Below are 13,958 nucleotides of genomic sequence, written 5' to 3'. Positions count from 1 at the left end.
TGTGCCCATGTAGAGAAATCGCAGTACCTTTGCGGCCTTAAAACGGGAAGACATGTCCAAAATAAAGAATATTGCCATCATTGCCCACGTCGACCATGGAAAAACTACCTTGGTTGATAAGATTATGTACCATTGTCGTCTTTTTAGGGACAATGAGAATAAGGGAGACCTGATTTTGGATAATAATGACTTGGAACGGGAACGCGGAATTACCATTGTTTCCAAGAATGTTTCAGTAATTTACAAGGATACCAAAATCAATATTATTGATACTCCTGGTCACGCCGATTTTGGAGGTGAAGTAGAACGCGTATTGAATATGGCCGATGGGGTTCTACTTTTGGTAGACGCTTTTGAAGGCCCAATGCCCCAAACTCGATTTGTGCTTCAAAAAGCCATTGATTTAGGCTTGAAACCCTGTGTGGTCATCAATAAAGTGGATAAAGAGAATTGCACACCAGAAGAAGTACACGAGAAAGTGTTTGATTTAATGTTTGAATTGGGTGCGGAAGAATGGCAATTGGATTTCCCTACGGTTTACGGCTCTGCCAAGCAGAATTGGATGAGCGAAGATTGGCAAAAACCTACAGATAATATTGAACCACTTTTGGATATGGTAATTGATCATATTCCAGAGTTTAAGCCAGAAGAAGGCTCTACACAGATGCTTATCACTTCATTGGATTTTTCATCTTTTACAGGACGAATCGCTATTGGTCGTTTGCAGCGAGGAACCCTAAAAGAAGGGCAACAAATTTCTTTGGTCAAGAGAGATGGTTCTGTTGTAAAGACCAGAGTGAAGGAGCTTTTTACTTTTGAAGGCTTGGGTCGTCAAAAAGTACAGGAGGTTGTTGCTGGGGATATATGTGCGATAGTAGGTATGGAAGGCTTTGAAATAGGGGATACCGTGGCGGACTTTGAGAATCCAGAAAAACTAAAGACCATTGCCATAGATGAACCTACCATGAGCATGCTTTTTACTATTAACGACAGCCCGTTTTTTGGAAAGGATGGTAAGTTTGTGACTTCAAGGCATATCAAGGAACGTTTGGAAAAGGAGCTGGAAAAGAATTTGGCACTTAGAGTTGAAGAAACGGATAGTGCCGATAAATTCATGGTTTTTGGAAGAGGAGTGTTGCACTTATCGGTTTTGATTGAAACCATGCGAAGAGAGGGGTACGAACTTCAAATAGGCCAACCTCAAGTGATTATCAAAGAAATTGATGGTGTAAAATGTGAGCCGGTCGAACACTTGACCATTGATTTGCCAGAAGAAGTTTCTGGTAAGGCAGTTGAGATGGTTTCCATCAGAAAAGGAGAAATGACCAGTATGGAAGCCAAAGGTTCTCGAATGCTTTGTGAATTTATAATTCCTTCAAGAGGAATAATCGGTTTGCGTAACCAGTTGTTGACAGCCACAGCAGGTGAAGCCATTATGGCCCACCGTTTCTTGGAATATCAGCCTTTGAAAGGAGATATTGCACAACGTATAAACGGTTCATTGGTTTCTATGGAAAACGGAACGGCTATACCTTATTCAATTGATAAACTACAAGAAAGAGGAAAATTCTTTATTGACCCGGGAGAGGATATTTATGAAGGACAGGTGATTGGTGAGAATTCACGAGGTGATGATATGACTATTAATGTCACAAAAACCAAAAAACTGTCCAATGTACGGTCGGCTGGTGCTGATGATAAGGCAAAAATTGTACCGGCAATCAAATTTTCATTGGAAGAAGCTTTGGAATACATTCAAAAGGATGAGTACGTAGAAGTAACTCCAAGTCACCTTCGTATCCGTAAGATATTCTTGAAAGAAGTGGATAGAAAAAGGAACAAGATAGATTAGACTACATGGCCATGGTGGTGTTCGCGTAGGCAGGAAACCGCAGCTCCAATAATCCCGGCATTGTTCATCAATTCTGCCTTTACCACCTCGGAATCCACATCAATGAGATGCTTGAATTCATTCCACTTTTTTGAAGTTCCTCCGCCAAGGATAATCAAGTCTGGAGATGTAATAAGTTCTACTAACCTTAGAAACTTATTAAAACGCCTACCCCATTTTTCATAGGAGAGACCTTCACGTTCTTTCGCTGAAGCAGCAGCCCAATCTTCTATTTTCTTAAACTTTTTATAGGGAATTTGGCCAAGTTCAAAGTTTGGAAGCAACACCCCATTATGGAAAACACCGCTTCCAAGACCCGTACCAATGGTAATCATAATTACCAAACCTTGCCGGCCCTTCCCAACACCGTAATTCATGGAGGCATAGCCGGCTGCATCGGCATCGTTCAAAACTGTGAAAGGTTGTCCTGAGGCTTTGGTAAAAAGCTCATCAATATTAACGCCAACCCAGCTTTTGTGAAGATTTCCTTCTGATTTGCAGACCCCCTCTTTCACAATACTTGGAAAACCACAACCGACAGGACCTTTGTAATTGAAATGTTCAACGATTTGAGCCACCACCTCGGCCATTTCTTCTGGTTTTCTGGATGATGGGGTGGGAATTCGATGTCTTTCTGTGATCATTTCACCTGTCTCCACATTGACTAAGGCCCCCTTTATTCCGGTGCCGCCAATATCGATGCCTAAAATTTCCATGGAATGGTTTTGTTTTTGAATACGGCAAAGAAACAAAAATCTTTAAAAGTTAAAAGAATATCCGACAAGGTGTTTTTTGAGTGAGACTTAAGGCTCAATATGGTAATCAATTGAATTCAATGAATGGTTGGGGTCTATTAAATCAAGTATTTTATCGATTGCTCTTCCAAAACCGGTTAGTGTGCCAAGTTGTTTGTTTTTCCCCAATGCGCTTGAAATGGTTTCGTCACGGTTGCCAAACTTGTAACCTACTTTAGTTATCCAAAGGGTATTGAACAAATGCTGCATGAGCACATTGCCCAATTGGTCAATGGAAATCGCCAATTCCAAGGCAAATTCACCAACTCCCTTAAAACCTTGGGTAAACAATTGTCTTAAAAAGCCATAAATCAATCCTAAAGGTCCGGTAAGGGCCATAAGAACAATGGAAATAAAGAAAAGAAGAATGCCAATAAATGGATTTACACTTTTATCCCTGTTACAATCCTGCTGCTTTAAAATCATGATTACATTGCTTTTTGTATCACTTCAAAAATCTTACTTCCATCACATTTTAAAGTTTTGTGTGGATACTTGAGAATAAGTGCATAATCATGGGTGGCCATAATAATGGTTCTCCCGTTTTCATTGATTTCCTGTAGCACCTTCATGACTTCCACGCTGGTTTGCGGGTCTAGGTTCCCAGTTGGTTCATCGGCCAGAATCAACTCAGGGTCGTTTAGCAAGGCTCTGGCAATAGCTACACGCTGTTGTTCGCCCCCCGATAGCTCATGTGGAAATTTAAAACCTTTGGTTTTCATGCCCACCTTTTCTAAAACTTCCTCAATTTTGTTTTCCATCTTACCAGTGTCCGTCCATCCAGTAGCCTTAAGCACAAATTTTAGGTTGTTGTTGATGTTTCTATCTGGTAATAACTTAAAATCCTGAAAAACAATGCCCAATTTTCTTCGGAGAAAAGGGATTTCTTTTTCTTGCATGGTCTTTAGGTCGAAATCTACGATCTTACCCTGGCCCTGTTTTAAAGGTAAATCGGCATAAAGCGTCTTCATGAAACTACTTTTGCCGCTTCCGGTTTTTCCTATTACATACACAAACTCCCCTTTTTTAACCTCAAGATTGATTTGATTCAGAATTAGGTTTTCTCGTTGAAAAACGGCAACGTCTTCTAATTGAACAATGGTTTCGGACATAATGGAGCTTTAAAAAATAAAGGTACTAAGTTCTAAAATTTTATCCTGTTCGGAATAACCAAATTCATTTTCAAAAATGTAATTACATACTTTGGCGTAGATTTTGACGTTATGGTAAAAGTCAATCGAGAAACAGCGTAGAACACTATGTATCGAAAAAACCTCTTTTTAATACCCGTTCTTCTGGGTATATTTTTTGCTGCCTCTGCTCAGGAAACCAAAGTTTTTTATCATGAGGACAAGGCTTTTCAAGATGCCCTGAACCTCTATAACAATCAACAGTATCAGGCTGCCCAATCTATTTTTGAACAGGTTAAATCAACCACCAAGGATGAGGAAACTGAAGCGAATAGTGCATATTATTCCGCGAATGCCGCAATTCGCTTAAACCAGCGAGGGGCGGATAAAATGATGGAGGAATTTGTAGAACGCTATCCAACTTCCACAAAACGTAATTCTGCATTTTTGGATGTGGCCGATTATTATTTTGAAACTGGGAAATATCCCTATGCGTTAAAGTGGTACAAGAAAGTGGATGTTTCAACCATGTCATCCAAAGACAAAGAGCGGTACAATTTTAATAATGGTTATTCTTTATATGCATCCAAAAGGCCAAAAGAGGCGGAGAGATATTTTAGTAAGGTAAGTACTTCCCAAAAGTATGGCTCCCAAGCCAAATATTATTTAGGATACATTGCTTATGAACAGGATGATTACAATGAAGCAAGTGCACGTTTCGACCAAATCACGGACCCTGAGCTACTCAATGAAAAACTATCCTATTATCAGGCCGACCTTAATTTCAAGTTGGGAAATTTTGAAGAGGCCATTGCTATGGCCAAAAAACAGCTTGCAAAATCAGATAGAAAGGAAGTATCTGAGCTTAACAAAATTATAGGGGAAAGCTATTTCAACTTAAAACAGTATAACGAGGCCATTCCGTATCTACAAAAGTATAGGGGCAAACGAGGCCGTTTCAGTAATACCGATTATTACTTGATTGGATATAGTTTTTACAAACAAGGGGATTATGAAAATGCCATCAAACAGTTCAATAAGATTATAGGAGGGACCAACAATGTATCCCAAAATGCGTACTATCATTTGGCTGAATGTTATTTGAACCTAGACCAAAAAACCGAGGCTCTCAATGCATTCAAAAATGCTTCGGAAATGGAGTTTAGTCCTGAAATACAAAAGGATGCGCTATTGAACTATGCCCGATTGAGTTACGAAATAGGAAACCCCTACGAACCTGTTCCGCAGGTATTAAAATCCTATTTAGACGCTTATCCTAAGGATGAGTATCAGCAAGAAATTCAGGAATTATTGGTGGATTCCTATATCACTTCTAAAAATTTTGAAGGCGCTATGACCCTGTTGGAGGAAAACCAGAATTATGCCAGCAAGGAAACCTATCAAAAAGTTGCTTTTTATAGGGGGGTTGAACTTTTTTTGGATGGTGAATATGAAAATGCAATTGAACGGTTTTCAAAATCCCTAAAGAACCCTGAAAACAAATCTTTTGAAGCTAGAGCAGAGTTTTGGAAAGCTGAATCCGCGTATCGTCTTGATAGGTTTGAAGATGCGTTGTCCGGCTTTACAAGATTTCAAAAGTTGCCAGCGGCCAAAACCATGAGCGAGTATGAAGAATTGGCTTATAATTTAGGATACTGTCATTTTAAGCTAAAAGATTACAACAATGCCGTCACTTTATTTAAAAGGATGGCAAGTTCTGGAAGCGTTGAAGATGTCAAACTTGCAGACAGTTATCTTAGATTGGGGGACAGTTATTTTGTGACAAGCCGATATAGTTTGGCTAAAAAAGCGTATGATTCAGGTTCTAAGTTAAATGGACCAGAGAGGGACTACGCCGCTTTTCAAAAAGCCTTGTGCGATGGTTTCTTGGGAAATGCTTCGTCCAAAATTAAAGGGTTAAATGACTTTCTTCGATTAAACCCAAAATCATCCTTAAGGGACGACGCACTCTTTGAATTGGGAAATTCGTATATAAAATCAGGTCAAGAAAGAGAGGGACTTCAAATTTATGATAGATTGGTGGAAGAATATGCTAGAAGCAAGTTTGCGCCAAGAGCACTTTTAAGACAGGGCTTAGTGCATTATAATGCAAATCGAAACAGCGAGGCACTTACCAAATTAAAGCGTGTTGTGGAAAAATATCCAAAAACTTCAGAAGCAAAACAAGCGGTAGCTACAGCCAAACTGGTCTATATTGATGAGGGAAGGGTAAGCGAGTATGCAACTTGGGCCAGAAATCTGGATTTTGTTGAGGTTACAGATTCTGAGTTGGAAAATGCCAGTTTTGAAGCAGCAGATAGAAAATATGCCGAAGGAAAGACTGAAACGGCCCTAAAAGGTTTTGAAGATTACATTAAAGAATTCCCCAACGGAGTGCATGCGCTCCAGGTCAATTTTAACATTGCTCAAATCTATTTCAGAAAAGGTGAAAAAGAAAGAGCGCTTCCCTTCTTTAAAACAGTTGCAGACAGTGGGGGCGAATATCAGGAACAGGCACTGACTCGTGTTTGTGAGATTTATGTGGCAAGGGAAGACTACAATAGTGCAATTCCGTATTTGGAACAATTGGAAGAAACGGCCGAAATATCTCAAAATAGAACTTTCGCCCAGTCCAATTTAATGAAGGGTTTTTATGGAAAGAAGAATTATGATTTAACGATTGCCTATGCCGAAAAGGTATTGGCCGCATCAAAGATTGATAATCGTATTAAGAGTGATGCCCAAATAATGATAGCCAGGTCAGCCATTGAAACTGGAGATGAAAACTTAGCAGAAACTGCTTTTGCCAAGGTCAAAAAAATTGCTACTGGGGAATTGGCTGCCGAGGCTTGGTATTACGATGCGTATTTTAAAAATAATGCACAAGATTTTGAAGCTTCCAATGCTTCTGTACAAAAATTGGCCAAGGATTATGCTGCGTATAAAGAATGGGCAGGCAAAGGATTGGTTGTTATGGCCAAGAATTTTTATGCTTTGAACGATGCCTTTCAAGCCACCTACATTTTGGAAAGTGTCATTTCCAATTTTTCGGAATACGAGGATTTGGTAGCGGAAGCCCAAGGAGAATTGTCCATAATCAAGTCCAGAGAGTCACAACGAAATTCTTCCGTGGACCCTAATGGCAATTAATCAGAATACGATGCGAAAGAGAACCACTATATTTTCCATAATTTTTTTGAGCCTTTTGGGTCCTGTTTTGGCCCAAGAAACCAAGGATATAGGCACTGAAACAGTAACGGTTGTTAAGCCCTACTCCCCAACTGTTTCAGATGCCTTTAAACTAAAATCAAACCCAACTTTGGATGATTCCATTGTACTTCAAAAGAAGAAAATCAATTACAGCATTTTTTCCGTCCCTGTGGCTTCTACCTTCACACCCGCCAAGGGCAGGGCATCGCGAGTTAAGAAAACGCCCCCACCTACCTTGTATAATTCCTATGCTTCAATAGGTTTGGGAAATTTCAACAATGCCATGGTCGATTTATATACCAGTCGCGAGTTCAATAGAGGTGAGAATTTGTTGGATGTAGGTCTAAGCCATCATTCTTCCCGGGGTGACATTGAGTCTACACCGTTGGATGCCGACTTTTACAATACAAAAGTGGATGTTTCCTATGCCAAAAAGGATAGGGATATGGATTGGGACATAGGACTTGGTCTTCAACATCAACTATATAATTGGTATGGTGTAGAGCTTGAAGAGTTTGATGAAACCATACTTATTCCCTTGGATGAAACCCAGAATTACTTCAATGCCCAGGTTACGGGTAATTTAAGCCTGGAGGATTCTTTTTTTAAGAATGGAACTGTTTTGTTGCGCAGGTTTTGGGATGCAACGGATTCGGGAGAAAATAGGGTAGTGCTAAATCCGACGATTGAATTGCCCATCACTGAAGAATTGGTTACCATAAAGACCAAGTTTGACTATGTGAGCGGTAGTTTTGAAAATGCATCTCTAAATAGTGCGACCAATGAAACTGGGATTGATTACAGTCATTTTCAGGTAGGAGTAAATCCGAGTTTGTTGATTCTTAGAGATAATTTGACACTAAATTTAGGGGCAAATATTGTATACGGGTTAGATACGGAAAACTCGGATAGTAACTTTTTTATTTATCCAGCAGTAACTGCTTCGTATCGCTTGGTTGATGAAACCGTAATTGCCTATGGAGGAGTAGAAGGCGAACTTAGACAGAATTCCTATTATGATTTTGTTCAGGAGAATCCATATGTTTCACCCACATTGGATATTCAACCCACCGACCAACAATACGAAGGGTATCTGGGTCTAAAAGGTCAACTATTACCCAGTGTGGGGTATAATATAAAAGGTTCCTACACAGCTGAAAACAGGCGACCACTCTTTTTATTGAACCCTGAGAATCTGGTCAGAAACGAAGAAGAAGGTTATTTTTTGGGCAATTCGTTCCAAGTTTTTTATGATGACATAAAAACCTTGGGTGTATTTGGAGAGCTTAATGTAGATGTAAATCGTAATTTTTCTTTGGGTGTCAATGCTGAATTCTATGATTATGATACCGAAACCGATAATCCGGCATGGAATCTACCTTCTATTAAAGGATCCTTATTCATGGATTATCAAATTTCAGAACAATGGTTTTTTGGCGCTAATCTATTTTATGTTGGAGAACGTGAAGATTTGGATAGGCAAGTCGTTGCTGGTCCGCTGCCTCCCATACCTTCGGATGTAATTCTGACTTTAGATGGTTTCTTTGATGTAAACGCACATGCTGGATATCGATTCAATGAACAACTTTCCATTTTTGTAAAAGCTTCCAATATTGCCAACAACGATTATCAGCGTTGGGCGAACTTTAGAGTTCAGACTTTTCAGGCTCTAGCTGGCGTTTCCTATAAGTTTGATTTGTAGGAAAAAGGACAATAAAAAGTTAAGAAAATCGTTATGATTAGCTCTAGATGAACCTTTTTCCAGTCTAGAGACCCAAATCTGAACATGAAATCATGCGATTACAGTTCATTCAAATAATGTGCTTTGGTCTGCTTTCTACAATGCTTTTTGCCCAGAAGGCAGAGAATCTTGTTCACAACGGTGGGTTTGAGGATTTTGTGGAATGTCCCGTCAAAATGAGCAACCTCAACAAGGACACCGAATATTGGAATGCCCCTACCTTGGGTACTACCGATTACTTTAATGTTTGTAGCAAGACCAAGTTGGGTATCCCCATGAATTTCAAAGGGAAACAGGAAACTTTTGAAGGTGATGGCTACATAGGACTTTATTTATTTGCGCCGAAAGACTATCGCGAATACATTCAAGTTCCACTTAAGGAAAGTTTACAAAAAGGACATCGTTATCGATTAAGTCTCTCTTTAAGTCTTGCTGAAAAATCTGATGGAGCCGTAATGGATATGGGCGCCGTTTTCTCAGAAAAACCACTTTCGGTGCATACCAAACGACAATTGTCCAATGCAATGCTTTCTTCGCAAAGTGTAAAAACCACCCATTCCAAATCATTTTCCAATTCGGGTTTTTATGAAGATAAGCAGGACTGGATGAAAATAAGCTTGGACATTGTGGCCAAGGGATTTGAGAAGAATTTAATTCTTGGGAATTTTAAGAGCAATGGTGGAACTAAGTATCTGGACTTCAAAAAAGACTCAACAAAACCAGAAGGGTATGCCTATTACTATGTAGATAATGTGGTTTTGGAATATTTAGGGCCAGAATACAAACCCAATAAAAGCTATGTTTTGGAGCATGTGAATTTTGACTTTGATAAGTTTGAACTTTTACCAAAGGCAAAATATAACCTGAGAGCGGTTTATTCTTATTTGACGAAACATCCTAACCTGAAAGTAGATATAAGCGGTCATACCGACCACATGGGTTCCGAAGAGTATAATAGCAAGCTTTCCAAACAACGCGCTAATATGGTGGCTAAATATTTGATTCGGCTAGGGTTGGATAAGGATAGAATCTCATACAAAGGCTACGGGAACAAAAAACCTTTGGATAGCACATTAACTGACCAAGCAAGACGGAAAAATAGAAGAGTCGAGTTTGTTATGACGAAATTTGAGGATAACTGATATTATTTTCCCTCTAAAAGTTTTCTCATTTCCTCATTGTATTCCAGCACAATCTCTCCTGCACTGCCTCCACTTAAAACAAAGAAAGATTCTGTTTTGTATCCTTTGGAGCTGATATTCAGTTTCCAGTGAAAGTTTTTCTCGCTTTCAATAGTAAAAACACCATCAAAATTCGTGTAGACTTTGTCGTCCGTAGAATTGATTTCTACCGAAGCCAGATAAATAGGAAGTCCCAATTCATCAATTATTTTCCCGGTTACACTGTTTTGGCTAAAGCCAAAAAGGGGAATGGCAAAAAATATTAGCGTAAAGGTTCCTTTGCGCATAACAGTAAGATTTGGACTAATAGTAACGGCCTAAAACCGATTTTAGTATAGACTCACATACGAGGATACTTTGTTTACAACATAAATTGCTCTTAAAGCAACAAAACCGCAATATGGAAATAAGATGTGCGTTAATAGCCTTACGGGAACCTTAAAAATAAAACATATAACATGGTTACCCGTCTACTCTCTCTCTTTAGCATCAGTATATTCATTTGTACAGGAGTTTCTGCTCAAAATTTAATTGTTAATTCAGGATTCGAGAATTTCTCTGATTGTCCCATCTATATGTCTCCAATGGATGTATTGATTGAGGATGTGTCTTTGCCAACCTCTAGTTCAGGAGATTATTTCAACAAATGTGCAAATGATGAATTTGGAGTACCCTCTAACTTTAAGGGAAGTCAGGTTGCTGCAGAGGGTTCAGCGTATATTGGGTTATATTTTTATGCACTGAATGATTATCGGGAGTATGCTCAACTGAACACCACCAGGACACTTCGTGAAAAACATCCCTATAAAATATCATTTCAGGTAAGTCTGGCTGAAAATTCCACTTTGGCATTGAAAAACATGTCCATCTTACTGGTGAATCAAAAAGTGAAAGTGCCAAACTCTTCTGTTCTTACAAAGTCAAGATTGGATTTGGAGCCAAACTTGGAATTCCATGAAGTCCATTTAAAAGCTGATAATTCAATGGCCGATACAAGCGGATGGGTTACCTTATCTGCCGAATTCGATGCCAAAGGATTTGAAAATCATATACTGATAGGAAATTTTCAAGATAACGGGAGTACACAACTTTTGGAGTCTAATAAAATAGCCTCATCCAGTGATTTTTCATATTACTATGTAGACAATTTTAAGCTAGAAAAACTACCAAGGATAAACTACGAGCAAGACAAAATATATGTAATGGAGCAAAATCCTTTCGAGCCAAAAGGTTACGAATTGGATGCAAAAGCAATGGCCAGTATTCAAAAGATTTTTAAGTATCTCAAGGAAAATGCAGAAGTGCAAATGAAGATTACTGGACATGCTGAAAACATTGGAACCACCGAATACAATAAATTTGTTTCTTCATTGAGGGCAAGAGCTGTAGCACTCCACTTAAAAAAGCTAGGTATAGCCGAAGACCGCATCGTTTGGGAAGGTGTTGGAGATTCCAAACCACTTCGAAATGGTAAGCTAAAGACCAAAGATTTTGAAGATGGGAGAGTGGAGTTCGTGATGACCAAGTTCGACGACAAATAGAAACATTCCTCTCTAGACTTTTCCTATTTTTGGGGAAACCCATTATATATGAAACAGTCTATAAGCCTTCTTTTTACTGCCCTTTTAATTTTTGCATGTACCTCCAAAGAGGAAGTAGACCTCATTGTCTACAATGCCAACATTTACACTGTTGATAGTGATTTTTCAAAAGCTTCTTCAGTAGCTATAAAAGATGGAAAATTTGTAGCTGTTTCTGAACAAGCGAATATCAGTGCAAGCTATACTGCCAATCGGCAAATTGATGTGCAAGGCAAGACCATGGTTCCTGGCTTAATCGATGCACATTGTCATTTTTATGGATTAGGCCTTAACCAACAAGTTGTGGATTTGGTCGGAACCAAAAGTTACGATGAGGTACTCCAGCGGGTTACAGATTTTCATAAAAAAAATCCGTCAAACGTGGTTTTGGGGAGGGGTTGGGACCAAAATGACTGGGAAATCAAGGAATTTCCCTTCAACGAACCGCTCAATAAGATGTTTCCGGATATTCCAGTGGTTTTGCAGCGAGTGGATGGACATGCATATCTGGTAAACCATAAAGCCCTTAAAATGGCTGGCATAGACAATTCCACTCAAGTAGAAGGAGGTGAAATTGTAAAGGAAAATGGTCAGATTATAGGTGTTCTTGTGGATGCTCCAATGGCTATGGTTGATGCTGTTATGCCCCAACCCAATCGTGAAACCCAAATCCAAGCTTTACAACAGGCAGAAAAACTCTGTTTTGAATATGGGCTGACAACGGTGAACGATGCTGGTTTGGACCGTTCTACCATAGAACTCATAGATAGTCTTCAACAAGCAGGAGATTTATCCATTAGGATTTACGCTATGGTAAGCAATACTCCTGAGAATTTAGAGTATTATCTGAACAAGGGAATTATTAAAACGGACAAGCTTAATGTACGCTCCATAAAAGTCTACGGTGATGGTGCTTTGGGTTCACGTGGTGCGGCTTTGAAAGCCCCATATTCAGATAAGAAAGGGCATTTTGGTGCGATGATTACCCCAATTGACGACATTGAGAATATTGCAGAGCGTATTGCGGCAACAGAGTACCAAATGAATACACATGCCATTGGTGATTCTGCCAACGTGGTGATTCTAAAAACCTATCAAAAAGCATTGGAAGGTAAAACGGATAGACGTTGGAAAGTGGAACATGCCCAGGTGGTTTCCGAAAAGGATTTTGATTATTTCAAAAGTGGTATCATACCATCGGTACAGCCCACCCACGCCACTAGTGATATGTACTGGGCAGAGGACAGATTAGGTCCCGAACGTATAAAAGGTGCTTATGCCTTTAAAAAATTATTGGAGAAAGCTGGAACTGTTGCTTTGGGTACAGACTTTCCAGTGGAGCAAGTAAGCCCATTCCTGACATTCTATGCCTCAGTTGCTAGAAAAGATTTGGATAATTATCCTGATGGTGGATTTCAAATGAAAGATGCACTCTCTAGGGAAGAAACCCTGAAAGGGATGACAATTTGGGCAGCCCATTCCAACTTTGAAGAAGATGAAAAGGGGAGTATTGAGGTCGGTAAAAAGGCTGACTTTGTAATCTTGAGTAAAGATATAATGACAATTCCTGAACAAGATATTCCAAATCTAAAAGCCGAACAGGTCTTTGTTGGGGGAGCGAAAGTGAAATAAAAAAAGCGAGCTATATGCTCGCTTTTTGATTTTTTGTAGAGATTCTCCTTAGAAAGAAACGGGTACGGCTACACGAGTAGTTCCCCATCCCATAACCATATGGGCTCCGCCGTCAACATCTTTATAAGCGATGGAAAAAGCTTCCAAAGACTCAGAATCTGTTGAAACTGCACCAGTAACACGCATAACATCTGCCGCGCTGTCATAGGAATAAGCGCCCCATTGATTCAAGTTGCTGTTCAAAATAACAGTCCACTCACTTTCACCTGGGATGGTGAACAAAGAATAAGTTCCAGCCTTTACAGACTTGCCACCGAAAGTAGCATCCTTGTAAAAGGTGATTTCAGGAGCTTCATTGGCACCGGTTCTCCATACTTTTCCAGCAGGAGCAAGGTCAGATAGGCTTCTTCCTTTAAGTTGAGGTCTGCTGTATACTACACGTACAGATTTGTCCGCCTCCCTATAACTTGTAGGATAAGATGCAATATCTGCTGGGCTTTTGTCAAGACCACTGAATTTTTGTGCAGTAGCTTCAGTAGTAAAGACTAAACCAAGGGCTAAAAAAGAAAATAGAATTAGTTTTTTCATGTTTTTTAAAATTTATGCGTTCAAAACTAGGAGGTAAATCTCCGGGATACTTATAAAGAGACGTTAAATTTTAACAACCTTTCAAAATGTTCATAAAAAAACCTTTCTACTTGCAAATGATTACTAATTTATATTAAATAAACACTTTTTCTTAAATTTTGAATTCAAAATCCTCATGTAAGTTTCATTTTTGATATTTAGGGTTCATTTT

At 39.3% G+C, this 13,958-nt stretch carries 11 protein-coding genes; 6 read left to right on the top strand and 5 right to left on the bottom strand.

Annotation, left to right across the window (positions count from 1 at the left end; genetic code table 11):
• Positions 1 to 52: 52 nt before the first annotated feature.
• Positions 53 to 1,852: a translational GTPase TypA gene (gene typA / locus ACOKFD_RS07295; protein ID WP_422860628.1), complete on the top strand. Its 1,800-nt coding sequence runs from the start codon at positions 53 to 55 to the stop codon at positions 1,850 to 1,852.
• Here the strand turns inward: typA and ppgK are convergent.
• The 3 genes from ppgK to ACOKFD_RS07280 form a co-directional block, all read right to left on the bottom strand.
• On the bottom strand, positions 1,849 to 2,607 hold the full coding sequence (gene ppgK / locus ACOKFD_RS07290; protein WP_298999853.1) for a polyphosphate--glucose phosphotransferase: 759 nt from the start codon (positions 2,605 to 2,607) through the stop codon (positions 1,849 to 1,851). The genes typA and ppgK overlap by 4 nt on opposite strands.
• Before the next feature lie 87 nt (positions 2,608 to 2,694).
• On the bottom strand, positions 2,695 to 3,111 hold the full coding sequence (locus ACOKFD_RS07285) for a hypothetical protein (RefSeq protein ID WP_298999852.1): 417 nt from the start codon (positions 3,109 to 3,111) through the stop codon (positions 2,695 to 2,697).
• Positions 3,112 to 3,113: 2 nt separating this feature from the next.
• Positions 3,114 to 3,797, bottom strand: coding sequence for a cell division ATP-binding protein FtsE (locus tag ACOKFD_RS07280; RefSeq protein ID WP_422860627.1), 684 nt, complete (start codon positions 3,795 to 3,797; stop codon positions 3,114 to 3,116).
• 147 nt (positions 3,798 to 3,944) lie between these two features.
• Between ACOKFD_RS07280 and ACOKFD_RS07275 the strand changes: the two genes are divergently transcribed.
• The 3 genes from ACOKFD_RS07275 to ACOKFD_RS07265 all read left to right on the top strand — a co-directional run bounded on the left by ACOKFD_RS07275 (position 3,945) and on the right by ACOKFD_RS07265 (position 9,908).
• On the top strand, positions 3,945 to 6,965 hold the full coding sequence (locus ACOKFD_RS07275; RefSeq protein ID WP_422860626.1) for a tetratricopeptide repeat protein: 3,021 nt from the start codon (positions 3,945 to 3,947) through the stop codon (positions 6,963 to 6,965).
• A 10-nt stretch (positions 6,966 to 6,975) separates the two neighbouring features.
• A complete protein-coding gene (locus ACOKFD_RS07270; protein ID WP_422860625.1) occupies positions 6,976 to 8,727 on the top strand; it encodes a TonB-dependent receptor in 1,752 nt (583 codons plus the stop codon).
• A gap of 92 nt (positions 8,728 to 8,819) precedes the next feature.
• Positions 8,820 to 9,908, top strand: coding sequence for an OmpA family protein (locus tag ACOKFD_RS07265; protein ID WP_422860624.1), 1,089 nt, complete (start codon positions 8,820 to 8,822; stop codon positions 9,906 to 9,908).
• Positions 9,909 to 9,910: 2 nt separating this feature from the next.
• Here the strand turns inward: ACOKFD_RS07265 and ACOKFD_RS07260 are convergent, their stop codons facing one another.
• Positions 9,911 to 10,234: a carboxypeptidase-like regulatory domain-containing protein gene (locus ACOKFD_RS07260; protein ID WP_422860623.1), complete on the bottom strand. Its 324-nt coding sequence runs from the start codon at positions 10,232 to 10,234 to the stop codon at positions 9,911 to 9,913.
• 171 nt (positions 10,235 to 10,405) lie between these two features.
• Here ACOKFD_RS07260 and ACOKFD_RS07255 point away from each other — a divergent pair, with 171 nt between their 5' ends.
• A complete protein-coding gene (locus ACOKFD_RS07255; protein ID WP_422860622.1) occupies positions 10,406 to 11,488 on the top strand; it encodes an OmpA family protein in 1,083 nt (360 codons plus the stop codon).
• Between the two features lie 48 nt (positions 11,489 to 11,536).
• Positions 11,537 to 13,159, top strand: a complete 1,623-nt coding sequence (locus ACOKFD_RS07250; protein WP_422860621.1) for an amidohydrolase — start codon at positions 11,537 to 11,539, stop codon at positions 13,157 to 13,159.
• Between the two features lie 48 nt (positions 13,160 to 13,207).
• Here ACOKFD_RS07250 and ACOKFD_RS07245 read toward each other — a convergent pair whose 3' ends face one another.
• On the bottom strand, positions 13,208 to 13,747 hold the full coding sequence (locus ACOKFD_RS07245; protein WP_422860620.1) for a DUF2911 domain-containing protein: 540 nt from the start codon (positions 13,745 to 13,747) through the stop codon (positions 13,208 to 13,210).
• Between the last annotated feature and the right edge of the window lie 211 nt (positions 13,748 to 13,958).

The sequence above is a fragment of the Flagellimonas ulvae genome (genome assembly GCF_049333175.1).
GTDB lineage: Bacteria > Bacteroidota > Bacteroidia > Flavobacteriales > Flavobacteriaceae > Flagellimonas.
This window is presented reverse-complemented; position numbering and strand designations above follow the sequence as displayed.